Source organism: Streptomyces spororaveus (genome assembly GCF_016755875.1).
GTDB lineage: Bacteria > Actinomycetota > Actinomycetes > Streptomycetales > Streptomycetaceae > Streptomyces > Streptomyces spororaveus.
This window is the reverse complement of sequence record NZ_BNED01000005.1, coordinates 7457030-7478394: the sequence shown is the minus strand read 5'-3', so window position 1 is coordinate 7478394 and position 21365 is coordinate 7457030. Positions and strand designations below refer to the sequence as shown.

Here is a 21365-nt window from a genome sequence, read left to right as displayed (position 1 = left end):
CCACCGGTCCCGCTCCCCCACCGGTCCCGCTCAGCCGAACGGCCGGCGCAGCCGCTCCACCAGCCGCTCCCACAGGTGGTGCCGCCACAGCCAGAGCGGCAGCTCCCGGTGCGGCACGAAGGACCACAGGTCGTCGTCGGCCTCGTTGCCGCGGGGGCAGCCGCGCAGCAGCTCCAGACAGCGGCGGTCCACCGTGCGGTGGAGCCGCGCGACGTGTGCCAGGGCGATGACCCCCTGCCTTCGGACCTCGCGGTCCGCCGACTCCAACGCCCTCGCGACCACGGGGAGCACGGCCGCGGGGTCGGCGTGATGGAGGGCGAGCCCGATCACCGCCACCCCGGCCTTCGGCTCGCCGCGCTCGAAGGCCGCGAGGACGACATCCGGCCGGTCCACCCCGAGGAGGTCCGAGCCTCCCCGCCAGTCCGGACCGTCAGGACCGCCTGCCGCACCCGCGGCCGGGCCCGTTCCGTCGGCCCGGGCTTCGCCGACCCCGCCCACGACGGCGCCTAGCCCTGGCCCTGGCTGCCGCGGGCCGCCGCCTGCCGGGCGTCCATCATGTGCAGCGCCTTGCGTGCCAGCGGGTACGTACGCACCAGCTCGGCCAGCGTCGTCGAGCCCCGCGTGATCCGGGCGAACGCCCGCCACGCCGGACCGAAGCCGGTGATCGCCGCGTGCAGCAGCCGCGGCTTGGCCTCGAAGAGGTGCAGCATCCGCGTGCCGACCCCCATCTCCACGCCCAGCCCGGCCTTCACCGCGAAGGCGTAGTTGAGGGCCTGGCGGCGCGCGTCCACCGCGTCCTGCGCCTCGGAGATCTTCACCGCCCACTCCCCCGCCAGCCGCCCGGAGCGCAGCGCGAAGGAGATGCCCTCCCGGGTCCACGGCTCCAGCAGTCCGGCCGCGTCGCCCGCCACCAGTACCCGGCCTCGCGAGAGGGGCGATTCGGGCTTGCGGCAGCGGGTCAGGTGTCCGGAGGAGACGGCCGGTTCGAAGCCGGCGAGTCCGAGCCGGGCGATGAAGTCGTCCAGGTAGCGCTTGGTCGCGGCGCCCTCGCCCTTGGCCGAGATGACCCCGACGGTCAGGGTGTCGCCCTTGGGGAAGACCCAGCCGTAACTGCCGGGCAGCGGGCCCCAGTCGATGAGCACCCGCCCCTTCCAGTCCTCGGCGACCGTCGCGGGGACGGGGATCTCCGCCTCCAGGCCCAGGTCCACCTGGTCCATCTCCACCCCGACGTGCGCGCCGATCCGGCTCGCGCTGCCGTCCGCGCCGACCACCGCGCGCGCCAGCACGGTCTCCCCGTCGGCGAGCACCACGGCGACGGTGCGCCGGTCGGGTACGGCCGCCCCGTGCTGTTCGACGCGGGCCACGGCCGTACCCGTACGGACGGTGGCGCCGGCCTTCTCGGCCTCGGCGACCAGCCCGGCGTCGAATTCGGGACGGTTGATGAGCCCGAACAGCATGTGCTTCGAGCGCCGGGTGCGGGTCAGCTTCCCGTCCATCGAGAAGGTGACCGCGTGGATGCGGTCCTTGAGGGGCAGTACGAAGCCCGGGGGCAGGGCGTCGCGCGAGGGGCCGATGATGCCGCCGCCGCAGGTCTTGTAGCGGGGCAGTTCGGCCTTCTCCAGCAGCAGGACGCGCCGCCCGGCCGTCGCCGCCGCGTACGCGGCGGAGGACCCGGCGGGTCCCGCCCCGACCACGACCACGTCCCACACCTCGCCGGTCTCCCCGGCCGCCTCGTCGGCCGCCCCCAGGGCGTCCTGCCCCGGTCCCTCGCCCGGGCCCGTGCCCACGCCCGTGCCCACGCCTGCGTCCATGCCCGCGTCCGTGCCCGCGCCGGCATCCATGCCTGCGCCCGCGTCTGCGTCTGCGTCGCGTACGTCGTCGTCGCTGCTCACGATGTGTTGCTGCTCCTGATCACCCGGTTGCTCCGATGCCGGGGAAATCCTACGGCGAGACAGCGCCCCGCTCCGCTGTGCGAGGATCAAGACTGTCTTTCGCCGTACCCGGCATACGCACACCCCGCGGATGCGGGCGGCGTACACGGAGAACAACGTCGCACCCAAAAGGAGCGTGCCCATGTCCCAGAATCCGATCGCCGAGACCGTCGCCTCGCTGATGCCCCGCGCCAAGCAGGAGCTGACCGAGCTGGTGGCCTTCCAGTCGGTGGCGGACTGGGCGCAGTTCCCCAAGAGCGAGAGCGAGGCCGCCGCGAACTGGGTGGCCGACGCCCTGCGTGTCGAGGGCTTCCAGGACGTGGCACTGCTCGACACCCCCGACGGCACGCAGTCGGTCTACGGCTTCCTGCCCGGCCCCGAGGGCGCGCCGACCGTGCTGCTCTACGCGCACTACGACGTCCAGCCGCCGCTCGACGACGCGGCGTGGACCTCCCCCGCCTTCGAGCTGACCGAACGCGACGGCCGCTGGTACGGGCGCGGCTCGGCCGACTGCAAGGGCGGGTTCATCATGCACCTGCTGGCGCTGCGCGCGCTGAAGGCCAACGGCGGTGTGCCCGTGAGCGTCAAGGTGATCGTCGAGGGCTCGGAGGAGCAGGGCACCGGCGGCCTCCAGCAGTACGCCGAGGCGCACCCGGCGCTGCTGGCCGCCGACACCATCGTCATCGGCGACGCGGGCAACTTCCGCCTCGGCCTGCCGACGGTGACGGCCACCCTGCGCGGCATGTGCCTGGTCAAGGTGAAGATCGACACGCTGGGCGGCAACCTGCACTCGGGCATGTTCGGCGGCGCCGCCCCCGACGCGCTGGCCGCGCTGATCCGCGTACTCGACTCGCTGCGCGCGGCGGACGGTTCGACGACCGTGGACGGGCTCGCTTCGGACGAGGTGTGGGACGGCCTGCAGTACCCGGAGGCGGACTTCCGCGCCGACGCGAAGGTCCTGGACGGTGTCGAGCTCATCGGCGAGGGCTCGATCGCGGACCGGCTGTGGGCGCGCCCGGCCGTCACGGTGCTGGGCATCGACTGCCCGCCGGTGGTCGGCGCGACGCCGTCGGTGCACGCGAGCGCGGGTGCGCTGATCAGCCTGCGCGTGCCGCCGGGCGTGGACACCGCCGTGGCCGTCAAGCTGCTGCAGGCCCACCTGGAGGCGCGCACCCCGTGGAAGGCGCGCATCGAACTGGAGGTCGTCGGCCAGGGCCAGCCGTTCCAGGCGGACACCGACAGCCCGGCGTACGCGTCGATGCGCTCGGCCCTGGAGGCCGCGTACCCCGGCCAGGAGATGCAGATCAGCGGCATGGGCGGGTCGATCCCGCTGTGCAACACGCTGACGTCCCTGTACCCGGAGGCGGAGATGCTGCTGATCGGGCTGAGCGAGCCGGAGGCGCAGATCCACGCGGTCAACGAGAGCGTGTCGCCGCAGGAGCTGGAGCGCCTGTCGGTGGCGGAGGCCCTGTTCCTCGTCAACTACGCGGAGTCCAAGCGCGCCTGACCCCGTACGGGAGCGAGCGGGCGATCCGCCGCCTCGGGCTGCTGCCCGAACGGCTGGACCGGATCGTCCTCACGCCGGCGCACCGCCTGGACGCGCCGGTGATCCGGGGCGAGCGGCCGGTGCCCGAACCGGTGCTGCCGGACTGGGAGATCCCGTTGTACGCGCACGGCCTGACCGTGCCCGAGGCCCCGCCCACCCGGGTCGACCACGAGGCCGCCGTCGGGCCGCTGATGCTGGGCGTCTTCAACGTCGACCGCGCCCGGGCGGTCACCGCCTTCGAGCGCCTGGCCGCGCCGGCCCCCTCGGTCGCCTGCCGCGGCCACGGCGATCCGCTGACGGTGGACGCGGCGCGGTCGCTGGCGAAGGCGGCCCGCGAGGCGGCCGCCACCGGCTGAGCACTCCGGGAAGGGCCGCCGCCGCCCTGCGTCCGGCGGGTCCGGTGGGTCAGCCGGATCCGGCGGTTCAGCCGGTCGGGACGCCGGCCTCCAGGTAGAGCGGCCGGCCGCGTTCGCGGGCGCGCAGGGCCCAGCGCAGGCGTTCGTAGCGGTGCTGCGGGAGCAGACCGGCGGCCTCGGCCTCCGTGACGAAGCGCCAGGCCCGCAGTTCCGGTCCGGGCAGCCGGAGCCGGGCCGTCGCCTCGTCCGAGAGGCGGCCGCCGTCGAAGAGCAGGCGCAGCCCGCCGTAGCCGGGCGGCTGGGGCGGCTCCCAGTCGACGACCAGCAGCCCGGGCGTGTGTTCCAGTACGACCCCCAGTTCCTCCGCGACCTCCCGTACGCCCGCGCCCGCGGGTGCCTCGCCCGCTTCGACGACCCCGCCCGGGAACTCCCAGCCCGCTTTGTACGTCGGATCCACCAGCAGCACCCGGTCCTGCTCGTCGAAGAGCAGCACCCCGGCCGCCACCGTTTCCCGGGTGGGCTCCGGGGTCTGCACGATGTCGCAGACCCTCGCCGTCTCCGAGCGGACGGCGTCGGCGATGCGCTCCGCCGTCTCCCGCGGGGTCAGCGCCCCGTTGTCGACGACGTGCGCGTCCGCGGTCAGCCAGCCGAGGGCCTGCTGGTAGACCGGGATGTGGTCGTAGGCCCATCGGCGCACCCGGAGGTCCACTTCCGCGGGCTCACCGAGTTCCCGCCGGGTCGCGATCCGCTCGCGAAGGATCGTTTCCGCAGGGGCCAGCAGCACATGCCGCACCGGGATCCGCCGCGCCGCCAGCCCGCCGAAGATCTCGTCCCGGTACTCCTGGCGCAGCAGCGTCATCGGTACGACGAGCACTCCGCCCAGTTCGGCGAGCATCGCGGCGGCCGTGTCCACCACCAACCGCCGCCAGCTCGGGAGGTCCTGGTAGTCGGTGACCTCCGCCAGTCGTTTGGCCGGCAGGAGTACGCGCAGCGCGTCGCCGATGAACTCCGGGTCGAACAGGGTGCTGTCCGGCAGGATTCCGGTCAGTTCGCGGGCCGTGCTGGTCTTTCCGGCGCTGAAGGTGCCGTTGATCCAGACAATCACGTCTACCCCTTATCCCCATGGCTCGTCCGGAGCCCCCAGTGGCTTGCCCGCATCAGCCTGCCACGAAAACCTCACGATCGGCCCAGTGCTTATCCTCAAGGTCACAGCCCTGCACGTGAGCCCCGGAGGATTCGCCACCGTGCCCCACAACCTCCGCCCGTCCGAGCCCCGCTACGGCAACCGGCCGACCATGAAGGACGTGGCGTCCCAGGCGGGCGTCGGCCTGAAGACGGTGTCGCGCGTGGTCAACGGTGAGCCGGGGGTGACTCCCGAGACGGAGCGACGGGTCCAGGAGGCCATCGAGGCGCTCGGCTTCCGCCGCAACGACAGTGCCCGCGTGCTGCGCAAGGGCCGTACCGCCACCGTGGGCCTGGTCCTGGAGGACCTCGCCGACCCCTTCTACGGCCCGCTCAACCGCGCGGTGGAGGAGGTGGCCCGCGCGCACGGGGCGCTGCTCATCAACGGTTCCAGCGCCGAGGACCCGGAGCGGGAACGGGAGTTGGCGCTCGCGCTGTGCGCCCGCCGGGTGGACGGGCTGATCGTGATCCCGGCGGGCGACGACCACCGCTATCTGGAGCCGGAGATGCGGGCCGGTGTGTCCACGGTGTTCGTGGACCGTCCGGCCGGGCGGATCGAGGCGGACGTGGTGCTGTCGGACAGTTTCGGCGGCGCGCGGGACGGGGTGGCCCACCTGATCGCGCACGGCCACCGCCGGATCGGTTTCATCGGCGACCATCCCCGCATCCACACGGTGGCGGAACGCCTGCGCGGCTACCGCGCGGCGATGGCCGCCGCGGGCCTGCCGGTGGCCGGCTCCTGGGTCTCGCTCGGGTCGACGGCCCCGCAACGCGTCGCGGCGGCGGCCGGAGCGATGCTCACGGGCCCGGACCCGGTCACCGCCGTCTTCGCCGGCAACAACCGGGTGACGGTGACCGTGGTACGGGTCCTCGCGGCGCACGGCCGTCCCGTCGCGCTGGTCGGCTTCGACGACTTCGAGCTGGCCGATCTGCTCCGCCCGGGCGTGACGGTGGTCGCCCAGGACCCGGCGGCCCTGGGCCGGGTGGCCACGGACCGACTCTTCCAGCGCCTCGCGGGCGCGGACCTGACACCGTGCCGCGTCGAACTCCCCACCCGGCTGATCCCCCGCGGCTCGGGCGAACTCCCCCCGTCCGGCTGACCGGACGGCCGGCCGGCCGGTCACCGGATCAGCCCCCGCGCGACGGGCAGGGCGCTGCCGGCCGCCGTCAGCCCGGCGAGCACGGACAGCGCGGGCGGGATCCCGCCGAGGTGGGTGAGTACGCCCGCCGCACCTCCGACGAGGAGGCAGACCAGGAGCACGACGGTGGTGTGCAGGGTCAGGAACGGTTCGTCGTCGCGTGGAGATGTCATGGCCCGATTCCACCGCCGCCCGGGCCGCCGGACGGCAGGGGCGGAACGCATTCCGTCGGTTCTCGATCACCCCGGAACCACGCCGATCACCCGTGAACCACCCCGTACACCGTGGAACGATGCCTGAACGGCAGCTCCTTTCCGGGGTGTTCGGCAATGTTCCACGCCGTTGTGCGCCGTCCCCTTAATGTGGCCGCATGGAGCCGGGTACCACCTACGAGCAGGACCTCCACGAGCTCGCCGCCGAGTTGAGGCTGCTGCGGATCGAACGGGGCAACCGCTCCTACCGCGAGCTGGAGGCCCGCGCACGACGCTCCGGCAGCGGGATCCGGCTGCCGGTCGCCACCCAGAGCGACGCCTTCAGCGGCAAGCGGCTGCTGGGCCTCGACACGCTGATGGGTCTGCTGCGGATCCTGTACGCCTACGACGAGTTCGGCCAGGAGGTACCGGTTCCCGGGCACGATCTCCCCGAACTGGCCGCCTGGCGAGCCCGCTGGCGCGTCCTGGCCGCCGCCAGGTCCGCGGCACCCGCCCGGGCCGGGGCGCGACCGTTGCGTCCTGCCGCCCCCGCGCCGCCCGCACCGCCCGCCCCCGGGCCCGACCCGACGGGGGCCGTCCTCCCGCCACCTCACCCGGCGGCCGCTCCGGGCGCCTTCCACCTCGTACGGCGGTTGTCCGGTGCCGCGCCCTCCACCTCGGCCCTGGCCTTTTCGGCCGACGGCCGGCTGATGGTCACCGCGAGCGACCGGAGCATCGAGATCTGGGACTCGCTGGACGGCCGCCGTATCGGCGAGCTGGAGGTCCACGGAACGGCCGTCACCGCGCTGGCGCTGTCCCCCGACGGCCGGACCCTCGCGACCGGCAGCTACGCCGGAACCGCACGGTTGTGGGACCTCACCACTCCGAAGGCGCTGGAACCGCCCCTGCTCGGGCACGTGGGTCCCATCCACTCCATGTCCTTCGCACCCGACGGCCAGACCCTGCTGACGGCCGATCACAGGGGTCCACGACGCTGGCACACGGAGTCCCACGAGCCGGTCGGTTCGGACCTGCCGGTGAAGGGGATCAGCGCCGTCGTGCACAGCGCCGACGACCGGCTGCTCGCCGTGGTCGTCCGGGCGGACCGGATCCGGCTGTGGCACATGCCGACGCCCCACTGGATCGACCTGGACCTGCGCCCCGGCACCGTCGGCGCGACTGTCTTCGCCCCGGACGGAGGGTTGCTCGCCACCGGGTGCGAGGACGGGACCGTGCGGCTCTGGGAGACGCTGGCCGGAGCCCCGGCAGGGCCGCTCCTGGACTGTGACGGCGACCCCGTCCGGAGCCTCGCCTTCGCCCCCGACGCCCGGATCCTGGCCGCGGTCGGTCACACGGGAACGGTGCGGCTCTGGGAGACGGAGACCGGACAGCCGCTGGGGTCGATGCGGAGCGGGCCCGGCACGGCGCCGCGCGCCGTCGCCGTCTCCCCGGGCGGCTTCCGGCTGGGTGTGGCCGTCGAGGGGGCCGGCCCGTCACTCCACGCGGGCCCCCGTCCCCCCGCCGCCGTCGGGGCCCGCGTACTCGCCCGTGCGCTCGCCGTCGGGCACGCCGTACCGCTGCCGGTCCTGCAGACGGACAACGGCGTCACCCTGGGCGGCCTCGCCTTCTCTCCCGACGGATGCCGGGTCGCCGCGCTCACGGAGGACCGCCGGTTGCTCGTGTGGGATCCGGTGCTGGGCGAGCGGCTGCCCGCGGAGACCGTCGACGCCGTGTCCGGCGGGGAGGCGATCTCCTTCACCGGCCCGGGCGGACGCCCCCGGGCGTGGCCCCTGATCGACGACGGGACGGCGCCACGTGCCCTGACCCCTCTGGACAAGTGGATGGCGGTCGCCCCGGACGGGGTGCTCTGCGCCGCGGTGGACCGGGGCGGCACGCCGTTCCTGTGGAACCGTGTGAGCCGGACGTACGAGGCGACCCCGCGGACCGGGATCTCCACCGTTCGACTGGTCTGCCTGTCCCCCGACGGACACCTGCTCGCCCTGGCCGGGGGGAACCGGGTCGAGGTGTGGGACATCGCCTCCCGTCGCGCGCGCATGCTCCGGCCGGCCGACGACCGGGCGGAGGTGACGGCGCTCTCCTTCGCCCCGGGCGGCCGCCTCGCGTCCGGACACGCGGACGGCGCCGTACACCTCGTCCAGTACGAGGGCGCACCGCATTGTGCGACGCTGCCCGGCCACCCCCGGACGGTCCACGACCTGGCGTTCTCGCCCGACGGCCGGCTGCTCGCCGTCGCGGGCGACCACAGCCTCGAACTGTGGACGCCCCATTCCGGCACCTCCCTGGGCGCCCCGCTGCGCGGGCACCCGGCCGCCCTGCGCGGGGTGGCCTTCTCCCCCGACGGCAGCCTGCTCGCCGCCTCGGGTTCCGACGGCACCGTCCGGCTGTGGCTGCCGCCCTCCCTGTGACCGTACGACACGGCGGCGGCCCGGCCCCGGTGACGCGGGGGCGGGCCGCTCAGGCCGTCGGCGGGGTCAGTTGGTCGCCGTCAGGGTCGCGGAGCGGCGCGGGATGGCGAAGGCGTCCAGTTCCGCGCGGGTCAGGCCGGTGAGGGCGGTGACCTCGTCGGTGCCCACGGCGCCGCAGTCGAGGCCGCGGACCAGGTAGCCGGCCAGGGCCTTGGCGGTGGCGGGCTCGTCCATCACGTCGCCCTCGATCTTGGCGACGTACGCCTTCAGGCGCGCGGCGGCGGCCTCCAGGCCCTCGCGGTAGAAGGTGAAGACGGCCGCGTAGCGCGTCGGCAGGTGCGCCGGGTGCATGTCCCAGCCCTGGTAGTAGGCACGGGCCAGGGCGCGGCGGGTCAGGCCGTAGTGCAGCTTCCACGCCTCGTGGACCTGCTCGGTGCTGCCGACCGGCTTGACGTTGGTGGAGCCGTCGGAGACGCGCACGCCGGTGCCGGCGGCCGCGACCTGCATGATCGCCTTCGCGTGGTCGGCGGCCGGGTGGTCGCTCGACTGGTACGCGGCGGAGACGCCGACGCAGGCGCTGTAGTCGAAGGTGCCGTAGTGCAGGCCGGTGGCACGGCCCTTGGACGCCTCGATCATGCGGGCGACGGTCGCGGTGCCGTCGGAGGCCACGATCGACTGGCTGGTCTCGATCTGGATCTCGAAGCCGATCCGGCCCGGGCGCAGGCCGCGGGCGGCCTCGAAGGCCTCCAGCAGCTTGACGAAGGCGCTGACCTGCTCGGCGTACGTGACCTTGGGGAGGGTGAGGACCAGCCCGTCGGGGAGGCCGCCGTGCTCCAGCAGGCCGGAGAGGAAGATGTCGGTGGTGCGGATGCCGCGGTCGCGGACGTTGGACTCCATGCACTTCATGCGGATGCCCATGTACGGCGCGTTGGTGCCGTTGGAGAAGGCCTCCGAGACGAGGCGGGCGGCGCGGGCCGCGGCCTGGTCCTCCTCCTCGTCGGAGCGGACGCCGAAGCCGTCCTCGAAGTCGACGCGGAGGTCCTCGACCGGCTCGCTCCGGAGCTTGGCGAGGACGCGGTCGTAGACGGGGACGGCCAGTTCGTCGGAGATGCCGAGGACCTTGGCGAAGGTGGCGGCGTCCGGGGCGTGCTCGTCGAGGGCGGCGAGGGCCTGGTCGCCCCAGGAGCGGATGGTGTCCGCGGCGAAGACGTCGCCGGGTACGTAGACCGTGTGGATGGGCTGCCGGGTGCCGGGGTCGCCCGGGTAGTGGCGCGCGAGTTCCGCGTCCACCGGCGCGAGGGAGGCGCTGATGCCCTCGCTGACCGCGCCTGCGAGGCTCGTCGCCACCTTCTCCTGCTGACCCATCGTGCACTCTCCTCTTTTCCGCTTCACGGAAGCTTAGATCCGCATAGCAGAATTTAGTCACGGGGTTCCGCTCCGTCAATGGTCCCCCGGTCGTCCTGGACAAACGACCCGGGGCCGCGCGGTGACAAACACCACACGACCCCGGTGCGGAAGAGTACGCAGGTCAGCCGCTACGGATCCGGATCAGGCCGTGGCCGGCGCCGCCCGCAGACGGGGAACGCAGACGGCGGCGACGAGGGCCGCGGCCGGCCACATTCCCAGCCCCCAGCCCACCGCCGCGTAGACGGCCCTCCCGTCGGCCGCCAGGATGCCGCCGAACACCACCGCGTTGAACAGCCCCGCCTCGGTGCCGAGCCAGGCCACCCAGGGGTCCCGCCGGGCCACCGCGCCCACCAGCCCTTGGACGAAGTAGGACAGGAACAGCAGCACGACCCCCGACAGGAGCAGGACCAGTACCCCGATCCACCACGGGGCCGGCGGCCAGAACAGCAGCAGCACCCCGATGAGGGCACCGGCCGTCAGCGCCGCCGCGACCCCCCGGCTTTCCTCTTCGACCACGTCGGCGGAACTCCTGGAGACGAGGAACGCCACCAGAGCGGCGAGCAGTGCGGCCCCCAGCGTCCCGAGGGCCAGCGAGCCCCACTCCCCCAGCACGACGAGTTGGGTGTACACCCCGGCGGCACCGAGCAGCGAGCCCCACACGAGCCGCGGCCGGGTGCCGGGTACGGACGAGGCCGGTATCGGGTGGCGGGATCCGGCCGGAACCGCGGGAGCCGCCGCCGGCGCTTCGGCCCCCAGCGCGGTCCGGGTCTCGCGCTCCGGCGCCGGTCCGGCCTCGGTCCGTGGGCGGGGCCGGGGCCGCGGGCGGGACTGGGGCCGCGGCTCGGGCCGGGCAGAGGTCGCCCCCTTCCCCAGCCGGTCGATCACCTGCTCCGCGTCGGCCGGTCGCGCCGCCGGCTCCTTGGCCAGCAGCTCCAGCACCAGCCGTTCCAGTTCCGCCGGCACCGCGGGCCGCAGGTCCCGGATCGGGTCGGGCTCACGGCTGAGGTGCTGCGAGAGCACCGACAGTCCGGAGCCGGTGAACGGGGGCCTGCCGGACAGCAGCTCGTACAGCATGCAGCCGAGGGAGTAGAGGTCGCTGCGACCGTCGATGCGACGGTCGCCACGCGCCTGTTCCGGGGACATGTAGGTCGGCGTTCCGATGGCCGCGCCGGTGGCGGTCAGACCGGTCCCCGTCTCCTCGGCGAGGCGGGCGATACCGAAGTCGCAGATGGTGACGTCGGCCTCGGCGGGCCCGTGCACCATGATGTTGGCGGGCTTGATGTCCCGGTGGACCACCCCGGCCCGGTGCGCCGCGGCCAGGCCCTCGCAGATCTGGACCGACCACCGGATCACGGTGCCGGGGTCCAGGCCCGAGCGGTGGTCGTGCAGCACGGCGGTCAGCGGCCGCCCCTGCACCAACTCCATCACGAGGAAGAGCACCGGGCTGCCGTCGACATCGGCCTCGCCGTGGTCGTGGACGGTCACGATCCGGGGATGGGCCAGGCCCGCGGCCGTACGGGCCTCTTTGCGGAACCGCTCCTCCAGGAGGGGGTCACCGGCCACGCCCCGGGAGATCACCTTGACCGCGACCTCCCGGTCGAGCCGCAGGTCCCGTGCCTGCCAGACCTCTCCCATCCCACCGGCCCCGAGCCTGCGCCCCAGCCGGTACCGCCCCTCCAATAACGCGCCCCGCATCGGAAGAACTCCCTCCCCGTTCCCGGGCCTTCCCCGGGCTGACCGCAGCCTACGCCCCTCCCGCGGCCGTACGAGGGGGGTTCGGGGGCCGCACCCCCCAGGGGGTGTCCCCCCGGTCCGAAGACGAAGAGGGCCTCCCCGGTCCGGTGGGGACGTCGCCGTCCGCACCGGCCCCGGAAGGCCCTCACTCGTTCGTGCAACCGGTCCGCGTCGTGCTCGGCGTTCCGGGAGCGGGCTGTCAGCCCTTGCGCGCCTTGATCTCGTCGGTCAGCTGCGGGACGACGGCGAAGAGGTCGCCGACGACGCCGTAGTCGACGAGGTCGAAGATCGGGGCCTCGGCGTCCTTGTTGATGGCCACGATGGTCTTCGAGGTCTGCATGCCGGCCCGGTGCTGGATCGCGCCCGAGATACCGGAGGCGATGTACAGCTGCGGGGAGACCGACTTGCCGGTCTGGCCGACCTGGTTGGAGTGCGGGTACCAGCCGGCGTCCACGGCGGCGCGCGAGGCGCCGACGGCCGCACCGAGGGAGTCCGCGAGGTCCTCGATGATGTGGAAGTTCTCGGCACCGTTGACGCCACGGCCGCCGGAGACGACGATCGCGGCCTCGGTCAGCTCGGGGCGGCCGGTCGACTCGCGCGGGGTGCGGCCGGTGACCTTGGTACCGGTGGCCAGGGCGCCGAAGGTGACGGCGAGCGCCTCGACGGCGCCGGCGGCCGGAGCGGCCTCGACCGGGGCCGAGTTCGGCTTCACGGTGATGACCGGGGTGCCCTTGGAGACGCGGGACTTGGTGGTGAACGACGCGGCGAAGGCGGACTGCGTCGCGACCGGGCCCTCGTCACCCGCCTCCAGGTCGATGGCGTCGGTGATGATGCCCGAGCCGATGCGGACGGCCAGGCGCGCGGCGATCTCCTTGCCCTCGGCGGAGGACGGGACGAGCACGGCGGCCGGGGAAACGGCCTCGTACGCGGCCTGGAGCGCGTCCACCTTCGGTACGACGAGGTACTCGGTGAACTCGGGGGCGTCGGCGGTGAGGACCTTGACCGCGCCGTGCTCGGCGAGCACCGCGGCGGTGGCGTCGGCACCGGCGCCCAGGGCGACGGCGACAGGCTCGCCGATGCGGCGGGCCAGCGTCAGCAGCTCAAGGGTGGGCTTGCGGACGGCGCCGTCCACGTGGTCGACGTAGACGAGAACTTCAGCCATGGGACTGCTCTCCTGCGATTGCGAAGTGTCTGGGGGCTAAGAGGGGTGGCCGAGGTTCTTAGATGAACTTCTGGCCGGCCAGGAACTCGGCCAGCTGCTTGCCGCCCTCGCCCTCGTCCTTGACGATCGTGCCGGCGGTGCGGGCCGGGCGCTGCGCCGCGGAGTCGACCGCGGTCCAGGAGCCTTCGAGGCCGACCTCGTCGGACTCCAGGTCCAGGTCGGACAGGTCCCAGGACTCGACCGGCTTCTTCTTGGCGGCCATGATGCCCTTGAAGGACGGGTAGCGGGCCTCGCCCGACTGGTCCGTCACCGAGACGAGCGCGGGGAGGGAGGCCTCCAGCTGCTCGCTCGCGGTGTCGCCGTCACGGCGGCCGGTCACGGTGCCGTCCTCGACCTTGACCTCGGAGAGCAGGGTGACCTGCGGGACGCCCAGGCGCTCGGCCAGGATCGCCGGCAGCACGCCCATGGTGCCGTCGGTCGACGCCATGCCGGTGATGACCAGGTCGTAGCCGGCCTTCTCGATCGCCTTGGCGAGCACCAGCGAGGTGCCCATGACGTCGCTGCCGTGCAGGTCGTCGTCCTCGACGTGGATCGCCTTGTCGGCGCCCATCGAGAGCGCCTTGCGCAGCGCGTCCTTGGCGTCCTCGGGGCCCACCGTCAGGACGGTGATCTCGGCATCGTCGGCCTCGTCGGCGATCTGCAGCGCCTGCTCGACGGCGTACTCGTCGAGCTCCGACAGCAGACCGTCGACGTCGTCACGGTTGACGGTCAAGTCCTCGGTGAACTGCCGGTCGCCCGTGGCGTCGGGCACGTACTTCACACAGACAACGATCCTCAGGCTCACGCCGGCTCTCCTACCGCATCGTCTTTTCTGGTACCGCCTTATGCAGGCAGCATAGGCGCCTTGTCGGGCGGATCCCGGTCGGGGCGGCCCGCGCTCCGAAGGGAATGTTACTCGTCAGTACACCGTGGGTCCCACCAAGTCGCAAGGCTGGCGAGCTGTGATCTGCCCAACGCCGTCCGACCCGGCCGAGCAGGGACGATTCAGTCGCGCAACGCGTTGAAGCGCCCCTGGTGGTACAGCAGCGGGCGGCCTTCCCCGGCCGGATCCCCGACAACCGCCTCGGCGATGATCACACGGTGCTCGCCGGCGGGCACACGGGCCACGACCCGGCAGACGAGCCAGGCCAGTACGCCGTCGAGCACCGGCACCCCGTGCGGGCCTTCGGCCCAGCCGGTCGGCGGGCCGAAACGGTCGGCTCCGCTCCGGGCGAACAGGCCCGCCAGCTCCCGTTGGTGCTCGCCCAGTATGTGGACGCCGAGGTACTCGCTGTCGCGCACCGCGGGCCAGCTGGAGGCCCCGGTGGCGATCGTGAAGGACAGCAGCGGCGGATCGGCCGAGACGGAGTTGAGCGAGGTGGCGGTGAACCCCACCGGGCGGCCGCCGTCCTGGGCGGTGATCACGGCGACCCCGGCGGCGTGCTGCCGGAAGACCGAACGCAGCAGGTCGGGCGAGCCGGGGCGGGCCGTGGCCGGGGTCGCGTCGATGACCGGGCCGGTGATCGTGTCGGTGGCCCCGCCCGTTCCCGTGCCGGGGCGGTGGGAACGGTGGGAACGGGGGGACGGAGCCATGGGGACCGTCGGGACTGTCGGAGCAGTCATCAGGGTTCTGCCTTCTGCCGCGGGACACGCGGGCGCTGTCGGGGATCGGGGGCCGGGTCGTTCAGTGGCCCCGACAGCGCGCGCTCGCGTGGCGGACGAGGTCCACATGGACCCGTCCGTAGAGCAGGAGTTCATACCGCATACCGCCAGCGTGACGATCTCCCGTGGACGCAGTCAAGCGAGATCGGGCAGATGTCAGGCGCGTCACGCTGTGTGCGGGCGCGTGCACCGGCGCCCCCGCCCCCGCCCCGCCGGGCCGACCGGTGGCCGGGACACGTGTCATACGGCGGCCCCGAGGGCGGCGATCACGTCCACCTTGCGCGGCATCCCGGCCGCCCGCCGCACGATCGTGCCCGCGGAGTCCAGGACCAGCACGGTCGGGGTCTTCTCGATCCCGAGGGCCCGCACCAGTTCGAGCCGCTCCTCGGCGTCGATCTCGATGTGCGCCACCCCGTCCACCATCGCCGCGACCTCGGCGAGGATCCGCCGCGTGGCGCGGCAGGGCTGGCAGAAGGCGCTGGAGAACTGCACCAGGGTGGCCCGCTCCCCCAACTCCGCACCCAGTTCGGCGGCGCCCAGCCGGGGCCCCGCGTCGTCCTGCCCGAGCACCCGCGCTCCCGTCGCCGAATTCGTGTACGTACATGATCCTCGTACGCTCGTCCGTGGATCGGAGCACCCCAGGGGCCCGCGACATTCCCGGCGTGATGAGAATCTCCCCGGGCCGGGGCCTCTGGACTGGCCAGCGGGCCGCGTATGGGGCACGATCCCCATGGTCGCGTACCTACGCTTCCGTAACTTCCGGCCGGGAGCACCTCCCCAGGCAGAAAGCGGGGTCTCCCCACCATGGCTGAGCTCGTCTACCCTCCCGTGATCGGTGCCGCGCACGGACTCTTCCGCGCGCTGGACATCCGTATCGACATGAAGGGCACCGAGAACATCCCCCGCAAGGGCGGTGCGGTCCTGGTGTCGAACCACATCGGATACCTCGACTTCATCTTCGCCGGCCTGACGGCGCGGCCGCAGAAGCGCCTGGTCCGCTTCATGGCCAAGGAGTCGGTCTTCCGGCACAAGGTGTCCGGTCCGCTGATGCGCGCGATGAAGCACATCCCGGTCGACCGCACGCAGGGCGAGGCCGCCTACCAGCACGCCCTGGACTCGCTGCGGGCCGGCGAGATCATCGGCGTGTTCCCCGAGGCGACGATCTCCCAGTCCTTCACGCTCAAGAGCTTCAAGTCGGGCGCCGCGCGCATGGCGCAGGAGGCCGGTGTGCCCCTGATCCCGGTGGCGTTGTGGGGCACCCAGCGGCTGTGGACCAAGGGCCGCCCGAAGAACCTCAAGCGCAGCCACATCCCGGTGACGATGCGTGTCGGCGAGCCCGTGGAGGCCCCGGCCGACCAGTACGCCGGCGCCATCACCCGACGGCTGCGCGAGCGCGTGCAGGAGCTGCTGGACGCCGCGCAGCGCGCCTACCCGGACAAGCCGAAGGGTGCCGACGACTCGTGGTGGCTCCCGGCCCACCTGGGCGGCACCGCGCCGACGGCCGCCGAGGTCCGCGAGGCGGGCTGACCCCCTCCGCTGCTTCCGCTTCCCATGACGCCGGCCTCCCGGACCCCGACGGGGTCCGGGAGGCCGGCGTCATGGCCCGGGCCGTCAGCTCCAGGCACCGCTCGGGGGTTCACACGGAGCGGCGAAGCACTGCCACTGCTGCTCGCCGCCCGGCCGGTGACCGCCCGGCCTGTCGTGCTCGTTCCACTTGTCGTGCTGGTTCCACTTGTCGTGGCGGTTCCAGTCGTCCTGGTACTCCGACTTGTCGTGGCGGTTCCAGTTGTCCTGGCGTTCCCACCGGTCGCGATGATCGCGCTTGTCGTGGTGGTTCCACTTGTCATGCCCGTTCCACTTGTCGTGCTGGTTCCACTTGTCGTGCTGGTTCCATTTGTCGTGGCGACCGCTCTCCTGGCCGGGCTGTTCGCACGGGGCCCGGAAGCACTGCCGCCCCTGCGGCGCCGTCGGGGCGGCGGCGAAGGCGGTCGTGGGCACGAGCACGCCTCCCGCGGCGATGGCGGTCGAGGCGACGAGCAGGGCGAGGCGTCGGGTTCGGAGCTGCTGGGTCATGGCCGTTCTCCTCGTGAGGGAAGCCGGAAAGGTCACTTCCAGTACGCCTCGCCCCGCGCATCCCGTCACGTCGCTCGATCTCGTGGCTTGACGGACCGCAGGGCTCGTGCTGCCGCCGGCTCGGGAGACCGTGTCAGCCCCGCCCCACCCCCTCCCCTTCCCGCCTGCGGCGGCGGTGGGCCGCGACCCGCGCCCGCGTGGCACAACTGCCGGAGCAGTAGCGGCGCGTGCTCCCCGGCCCGGTGGTGAGGAAGAACCGTCCGCAGCCCGTGGCGGCACAGGCGCCCCAGGCGATCCGCCCGTACTCCGTGAGCAGGTGGGCGAGCGCGAGGGCTCCCGAGGCGAGGAACCACTCGCCCCAGCCCGCCTCTTCGCCCCGGTCGACCTGCAGGTGCCAGGGGTGGCCGTCGTGCCGGGTGAGGCGGGGGCGGCTGCCGTACTCCGCGAACAGCGCGTTGAGGGCCTCGGCGGCGCGGCCCTCGTCGCTCTCGCCGAGCACCGCCGCCATCCGCCGTGCCGCGGCGCGCAGTTCGGCCGCACTCGTCTCGGTGAACGTTTCCTCGGTGAGGTCGTCCGGACGCTCCCCGTGCCCGGCCAGCAGCTCCGCGAGCTCGGCTCGCGGAATCTCAGGGGTCGCGCGGACCGCTTCGGCGAGGTCGATCAGCCGCCGCGCCGTCAGGAAGCCGTCCCGCGCGTCACCCATCGCCAAGTCCTTTCGCCCTACACGCGCATCAAGTAACGTCTTGCGCGTCTATCGCGTTACAGGATACCGGGGAGGGCCCCATGGGCGGATTCGGGCGGTACCTGGCGGCGGCGCTGGCCGCGCGCATCGCCTCGGAGGGCATGGGCATGGCCGTGGTGCTGCTCGCCCTGGAGCGCACCGGGAGCGCGTCGTACGGGGCGTTCGTCCTGACGGCCTGGCTGGCTCCACACGTCCTGGCGGCGCCGCTCGCGGGCGCCGCGGCGGCCCGCACCCGCCAGCCGCGCCTGTTCCACGCGGGCGCCCTGGCCGGGTTCGCGACGGCCGTCGCCGCGCTGACCGTCCTGCTCGGCCGGGCCCCCGTACCGCTGGTGCTGGCCGTGGCGGTGCTCGGCGGCTCCTGCGGGCCGATGGTGACCGGCGGACTGTCCAGCCTGATCACCGGCCTGGTCCCGGCCGGACCCGGGCGGGACCGGGCGTACGGCTGGGACGCGGCGACCTACAACGCGGCGGCGGTCACCGCACCGGCGGCGGTCGCCCTGGTCGCGGCCCTGGGCTCGGCCGGGCCCGCCATGGCCGTCCTGGCGGGGTCCGGAGCCCTCGCCTCGGCGCTGGCGTCCACCCTCCCGTACGAGGACCAGGGCGCGGGCCCGGCCCCGGGCTCGCCCCGGGCCGGGCTGGGCGCGGGGCTCACGGCCCTGTGGCGGGTCCGTGAGCTGCGGGCGGTCACCTCGGCCACGACCCTGGGCTTCGTGGGCATCGGCTCGCTCACCACCGTCTCCGTGCTGCTGGCCACGGAGCTCGGCAGCCCGGGCGGCGGGGGCGTGCTGATGACGGCCTTCGCGGTGGGCGCGCTGGGCGGCTCCCTCACGCTGGGCCGGATCACGTCGGTGGAGTCCGGCCGGCTGGTGCGATGGGCGCTGGCGGGGACCGGGGCGGCCCTCGCGGCGGCCGCGTTCGCCCCGTCGGTGGCCGTGACGGCCGTGCTGTTCGCGCTCGCCGGGGTGTGCGACGGGCCGCTGCTCACGGCGACGCTGCGGATCCGCGCGCGGTACGCGCCGGACGGCGTGCGGACCCAGGTGTTCACCCTGGGCGCGGGGCTGAAGGTGACGGCGGCGTCGACCGGGGCGGCCCTGGTGGGGTTCGCGGCCGACGCTCCCGCGGCGGCGCTGCTGACCGGGATCGCCGGACTGCTGCTCGCGGCGGCGCTGCTGCACGCCCTGACGGTGGCGCGGGAGCCCGTACGTCCGGGACGGCCCGGACGGGCGGGACGGCCCGTCGGCTCCGGGTCTACAGAGCCGTCGGCAGGTTCCGCCACAACCGCGGCCGGTCTGCGGACTCCCGAAGGGCCTTGAGCGCGGCCGGGTGCGGGGCGGTGTGGAGCTCGGGGTAGTCGATCTCTCCGAGTTCCGGGCGTACCGGGAAGGCCAGCCGTTCCCGGTCGAGGTCGAACCGGGCGTCCACGCCGGGCTTGTTTCCGCGCGGGTCGAGGCGGGACCAGCGCGTGCTGCCGGGCAGCCGCAGGGCGATCAGGCCGTGCACGACGGGGTTCGTGCCGTCGTCGTCGGCCAGGCGCTGGTAGCACAGGGCCCCCGGGATGCCCTGGGCGCGCAGGAGGGCGACCAGGGCGTGGGACTTGGCGTAGCAGATGCCGTTGCGCGTGGTGAGGACGTCGGACGCGCGCCAGGTGACGCGCGGGTCTCCGGAATCGCCCGAGTGCGGGATGGTGTCGCGGACGAACTCGAAGGCGGCTTCGGCGTATGAATATGCGGTGCCGGTGGCGGACCAGAGGGTGTCGGCGGTTGCCTGGACCACCGGATGCCAGTGGTCGATCGCCTCACTGGACGCCAAGTAGGCGTGAATGTCGGGGCTCTGCTGAATGAGCTGCATGGCCGGAGCATAGGTATACCCCCGGCCGCGAATCAATAGATTTACGGCCGAGGGTATAGCTATGCAGATTTAGAGGTGTGCGGGCCGGGCTATCGCGCCAGCTCTTCCTTCAGTGCCTGGAGGAAGCCGTCCACGTCCTCTTCCTGGGTGTCGAAGCCGCACATCCAGCGGACGTCGCCCGCGGCCTCGTCCCAGAAGTAGAAGCGGTAACGCTTCTGCAGTCGCCGCGAGACCTCGTGCGGCAGCCGCGCGAACACCGCGTTCGCCTGCACCGGGTAGAGGATCTCCACGCCGTCCGTCTCACGCACACCGGCGGCCAGCCGCTGCGCCATCGCGTTGGCGTGCCGGGCGTTGCGCAGCCACAGGTCCTTGGCCAGCAGGGCCTCCAACTGCACCGACACGAAGCGCATCTTGGACGCGAGCTGCATCGACATCTTGCGGATGTGCTTCATCTGCCGGACCGCGTCCGGGTTGAGCACCACCACGGCCTCGCCGAACATCATGCCGTTCTTGGTGCCGCCGTACGACAGCACGTCCACGCCGACCGCGTTCGTGAAGGCGCGCATCGGCACGTCGAGGGAGGCCGCGGCGTTGGCTATCCGGGCACCGTCGAGGTGGACCTTCATGCCGAGCGCGTGGGCGTGCTCGCAGATCGCCCGGATCTCGTCCGGGGTGTAGACCGTGCCCAGCTCGGTGTTCTGGGTGATCGACACGACCTGCGGCATCGCCCGGTGCTCGTCCTCGAAGCCCCAGGCCTCCTGGTCGATCAGCTCGGGGGTGAGCTTGCCGTCCGGGGTCGGTACGGCGAGCAGCTTGAGGCCGGCCATCCGCTCCGGCGCGCCGCCCTCGTCCACGTTGATGTGGGCGCTCTTGGCGCAGATCACGGCGCCCCAGCGGTCCGTCATCGCCTGGAGGGCGGTGACGTTCGCGCCGGTGCCGTTGAAGACCGGGAAGGCTTCCGCGTACGGCCCGAAGTGGCTGCGGATGACCTTCTGCAGGTGTTCGGTGTAGTCGTCCTCGCCGTAGGCGACCTGGTGGCCGCCGTTGGCGAGCGCGACGGCGGCCAGCACCTCCGGATGCACTCCCGCATAGTTGTCGCTCGCGAAACCTCGCACCGCCGGGTCGTGGTGGCGCCGGGCGTCGGTCTTCCCTGCCTCGGTTCTCACGGTTGCGGAGTGAGCCACAGACGCTGTCCGTTCACTTCGGTGGCGGACCGCTCCCAGACGCCGGCGATGGCCTCGGCCAGCTCCGTCACGTCGGTGAAGCCCGCGAACTTTGCATTGGGACGCTCGGCGCGCATCGCCTCGTGCACCAGTGCCTTGATGACCAGGATCGCAGCTGCCGCGCCGGGGCCCTCGTCACCCCCCGCCTTGCGGAAGGAGTCCGCCATGGCCAGGGTCCAGGCCTCGGCCGCCGCCTTGCCCGCGTTGTACGCGGCGTTGTTGGCGACCGGCTTGTGCGCCCCGGACTGGCTGATCAGCACGTAGCGGCCGCGGTCACTGCGCAGCAGCCCGTCGTGGAAGGCCAGCGAGGTGTGCTGGACCGTGCGGATGAGGAGCTTCTCCAGGAAGGTCCAGTCCGCGAGGTCCGCGTCGGTGAAGGTCTTGCTGCCGCGCCAGCCGCCGACGAGGTGGACCAGGCCGTCGATCCGGCCGAACTCCTTCTCGGTCTGCTCGGCCCAGGCCTTGGTGGCGTCCAGGTCGAGCAGGTCCACGGTGTCACCGGTGATGGTGGCGCCACCGTGGGCGTAGCGTGCCGCGTCCACGGCCTCCGCGAGGCGCGCCGCATCGGCGTCGGACGCGATCACCACCGCACCCGCCTCGGCGAGGCGGAGCAGGGTGGCCCGGCCGGCGGGCCCGCCGGCCCCGGCCACCGCCACCACCGCTCCGTGCAGCTTTCCGTTGCCGTTCCCGGAGCCGTTCATCTG

The 21365-nt window shown here is 73.2% G+C and carries 20 protein-coding genes and 1 pseudogene; 6 read left to right on the top strand and 15 right to left on the bottom strand.

All coding sequences use genetic code 11. The annotated features are described in order from the left end of the window. Positions 1-30: 30 nt before the first annotated feature. Both Sspor_RS36150 and Sspor_RS36145 read right to left on the bottom strand, forming a co-directional pair. Positions 31-498, bottom strand: a complete 468-nt coding sequence (locus tag Sspor_RS36150; protein WP_202202869.1) for a hypothetical protein — start codon at positions 496-498, stop codon at positions 31-33. An 8-nt stretch (positions 499-506) separates the two neighbouring features. Further along, on the bottom strand, positions 507-1709 hold the full coding sequence (locus Sspor_RS36145; protein WP_202204066.1) for a geranylgeranyl reductase family protein: 1203 nt from the start codon (positions 1707-1709) through the stop codon (positions 507-509). Positions 1710-2073: 364 nt separating this feature from the next. Here Sspor_RS36145 and Sspor_RS36140 point away from each other — a divergent pair, with 364 nt between their 5' ends. Continuing rightward, positions 2074-3438, top strand: coding sequence for a dipeptidase (locus Sspor_RS36140; protein WP_202202868.1), 1365 nt, complete (start codon positions 2074-2076; stop codon positions 3436-3438). 14 nt (positions 3439-3452) lie between these two features. Then, positions 3453-3833, top strand: a pseudogene (locus tag Sspor_RS36135) (MBL fold metallo-hydrolase); the annotation flags it as partial. A gap of 67 nt (positions 3834-3900) precedes the next feature. On the opposite strand, the gene Sspor_RS36130 reads toward Sspor_RS36135, so the two are convergent. After that, positions 3901-4938, bottom strand: coding sequence for an NUDIX hydrolase (locus Sspor_RS36130; protein WP_202202867.1), 1038 nt, complete (start codon positions 4936-4938; stop codon positions 3901-3903). A 190-nt stretch (positions 4939-5128) separates the two neighbouring features. On the opposite strand from Sspor_RS36130, the gene Sspor_RS36125 reads away from it, so the two are divergent. Beyond that, positions 5129-6115, top strand: a complete 987-nt coding sequence (locus tag Sspor_RS36125; protein WP_237404436.1) for a LacI family DNA-binding transcriptional regulator — start codon at positions 5129-5131, stop codon at positions 6113-6115. Positions 6116-6135: 20 nt separating this feature from the next. Here the strand turns inward: Sspor_RS36125 and Sspor_RS36120 are convergent, their stop codons facing one another. After that, positions 6136-6327: a hypothetical protein gene (locus Sspor_RS36120; RefSeq protein WP_202202865.1), complete on the bottom strand. Its 192-nt coding sequence runs from the start codon at positions 6325-6327 to the stop codon at positions 6136-6138. A 197-nt stretch (positions 6328-6524) separates the two neighbouring features. Between Sspor_RS36120 and Sspor_RS36115 the strand changes: the two genes are divergently transcribed. Then, positions 6525-8771, top strand: coding sequence for a WD40 repeat domain-containing protein (locus Sspor_RS36115; RefSeq protein ID WP_202202864.1), 2247 nt, complete (start codon positions 6525-6527; stop codon positions 8769-8771). A 66-nt stretch (positions 8772-8837) separates the two neighbouring features. Here the strand turns inward: Sspor_RS36115 and Sspor_RS36110 are convergent, their stop codons facing one another. The 6 genes from Sspor_RS36110 to Sspor_RS36085 all read right to left on the bottom strand — a co-directional run bounded on the left by Sspor_RS36110 (position 8838) and on the right by Sspor_RS36085 (position 15345). Then, on the bottom strand, positions 8838-10136 hold the full coding sequence (locus Sspor_RS36110; RefSeq protein ID WP_202202863.1) for a DUF6986 family protein: 1299 nt from the start codon (positions 10134-10136) through the stop codon (positions 8838-8840). A gap of 183 nt (positions 10137-10319) precedes the next feature. After that, positions 10320-11873 (bottom strand): serine/threonine-protein kinase, encoded by a 1554-nt coding sequence (locus Sspor_RS36105; protein WP_202202862.1) that lies wholly within the window; start codon positions 11871-11873, stop codon positions 10320-10322. Between the two features lie 238 nt (positions 11874-12111). Beyond that, positions 12112-13074: an electron transfer flavoprotein subunit alpha/FixB family protein gene (locus Sspor_RS36100; RefSeq protein ID WP_202202861.1), complete on the bottom strand. Its 963-nt coding sequence runs from the start codon at positions 13072-13074 to the stop codon at positions 12112-12114. 58 nt (positions 13075-13132) lie between these two features. Continuing rightward, complete coding sequence (locus tag Sspor_RS36095) at positions 13133-13918, bottom strand: electron transfer flavoprotein subunit beta/FixA family protein (RefSeq protein ID WP_030012969.1); 786 nt, start codon at positions 13916-13918, stop codon at positions 13133-13135. Positions 13919-14118: 200 nt separating this feature from the next. After that, the gene (locus Sspor_RS36090) at positions 14119-14622 is read right to left on the bottom strand and encodes a flavin reductase family protein (RefSeq protein WP_237404435.1); all 504 of its coding nucleotides are present in this window, start codon (positions 14620-14622) and stop codon (positions 14119-14121) included. Between the two features lie 393 nt (positions 14623-15015). Next, positions 15016-15345: a TlpA family protein disulfide reductase gene (locus Sspor_RS36085; RefSeq protein WP_237404180.1), complete on the bottom strand. Its 330-nt coding sequence runs from the start codon at positions 15343-15345 to the stop codon at positions 15016-15018. A 234-nt stretch (positions 15346-15579) separates the two neighbouring features. Here Sspor_RS36085 and Sspor_RS36080 point away from each other — a divergent pair, with 234 nt between their 5' ends. Continuing rightward, positions 15580-16302 carry a lysophospholipid acyltransferase family protein gene (locus Sspor_RS36080; RefSeq protein ID WP_202202859.1) on the top strand — a complete coding sequence of 241 codons (723 nt, stop codon included), beginning with the start codon at positions 15580-15582 and terminating at the stop codon, positions 16300-16302. 84 nt (positions 16303-16386) lie between these two features. Here the strand turns inward: Sspor_RS36080 and Sspor_RS36075 are convergent, their stop codons facing one another. After that, complete coding sequence (locus tag Sspor_RS36075; RefSeq protein WP_202202858.1) at positions 16387-16848, bottom strand: hypothetical protein; 462 nt, start codon at positions 16846-16848, stop codon at positions 16387-16389. Between the two features lie 133 nt (positions 16849-16981). Next, positions 16982-17551, bottom strand: a complete 570-nt coding sequence (locus tag Sspor_RS36070) for a CGNR zinc finger domain-containing protein (protein WP_202202857.1) — start codon at positions 17549-17551, stop codon at positions 16982-16984. An 80-nt stretch (positions 17552-17631) separates the two neighbouring features. On the opposite strand from Sspor_RS36070, the gene Sspor_RS36065 reads away from it, so the two are divergent. Continuing rightward, entirely contained in the window at positions 17632-18903 is a 1272-nt protein-coding gene (locus Sspor_RS36065; protein WP_202202856.1) for an MFS transporter, read from the top strand. Here Sspor_RS36065 and Sspor_RS36060 read toward each other — a convergent pair. The 3 genes from Sspor_RS36060 to Sspor_RS36050 form a co-directional block, all read right to left on the bottom strand. Beyond that, positions 18839-19438 (bottom strand): transglutaminase-like domain-containing protein, encoded by a 600-nt coding sequence (locus tag Sspor_RS36060; RefSeq protein WP_202202855.1) that lies wholly within the window; start codon positions 19436-19438, stop codon positions 18839-18841. The two genes, Sspor_RS36065 and Sspor_RS36060, sit on opposite strands and share 65 nt — an antisense overlap. A gap of 89 nt (positions 19439-19527) precedes the next feature. Then, positions 19528-20622, bottom strand: coding sequence for a threonine aldolase family protein (locus Sspor_RS36055; protein ID WP_372499577.1), 1095 nt, complete (start codon positions 20620-20622; stop codon positions 19528-19530). Beyond that, positions 20601-21362 carry an SDR family NAD(P)-dependent oxidoreductase gene (locus Sspor_RS36050; protein ID WP_202202853.1) on the bottom strand — a complete coding sequence of 254 codons (762 nt, stop codon included), beginning with the start codon at positions 21360-21362 and terminating at the stop codon, positions 20601-20603. Before Sspor_RS36050 ends, Sspor_RS36055 begins: the two co-directional genes overlap by 22 nt. Positions 21363-21365 lie beyond the last annotated feature (3 nt).

Coding starts and splice junctions, on each gene's coding strand:
- Sspor_RS36140 (WP_202202868.1), top strand. CDS start 2,074: ATGTCCCAGAATCCGATCGCCGAGACCGTCGCCTCGCTGATGCCCCGC.
- Sspor_RS36125 (WP_237404436.1), top strand. CDS start 5,129: ATGAAGGACGTGGCGTCCCAGGCGGGCGTCGGCCTGAAGACGGTGTCG.
- Sspor_RS36120 (WP_202202865.1), bottom strand. CDS start 6,327: ATGACATCTCCACGCGACGACGAACCGTTCCTGACCCTGCACACCACC.
- Sspor_RS36115 (WP_202202864.1), top strand. CDS start 6,525: ATGGAGCCGGGTACCACCTACGAGCAGGACCTCCACGAGCTCGCCGCC.
- Sspor_RS36110 (WP_202202863.1), bottom strand. CDS start 10,136: ATGGGTCAGCAGGAGAAGGTGGCGACGAGCCTCGCAGGCGCGGTCAGC.
- Sspor_RS36105 (WP_202202862.1), bottom strand. CDS start 11,873: ATGCGGGGCGCGTTATTGGAGGGGCGGTACCGGCTGGGGCGCAGGCTC.
- Sspor_RS36100 (WP_202202861.1), bottom strand. CDS start 13,074: ATGGCTGAAGTTCTCGTCTACGTCGACCACGTGGACGGCGCCGTCCGC.
- Sspor_RS36080 (WP_202202859.1), top strand. CDS start 15,580: ATGGCTGAGCTCGTCTACCCTCCCGTGATCGGTGCCGCGCACGGACTC.
- Sspor_RS36075 (WP_202202858.1), bottom strand. CDS start 16,848: ATGACCCAGCAGCTCCGAACCCGACGCCTCGCCCTGCTCGTCGCCTCG.
- Sspor_RS36070 (WP_202202857.1), bottom strand. CDS start 17,551: ATGGGTGACGCGCGGGACGGCTTCCTGACGGCGCGGCGGCTGATCGAC.
- Sspor_RS36065 (WP_202202856.1), top strand. CDS start 17,632: ATGGGCGGATTCGGGCGGTACCTGGCGGCGGCGCTGGCCGCGCGCATC.
- Sspor_RS36060 (WP_202202855.1), bottom strand. CDS start 19,438: ATGCAGCTCATTCAGCAGAGCCCCGACATTCACGCCTACTTGGCGTCC.
- Sspor_RS36050 (WP_202202853.1), bottom strand. CDS start 21,362: ATGAACGGCTCCGGGAACGGCAACGGAAAGCTGCACGGAGCGGTGGTG.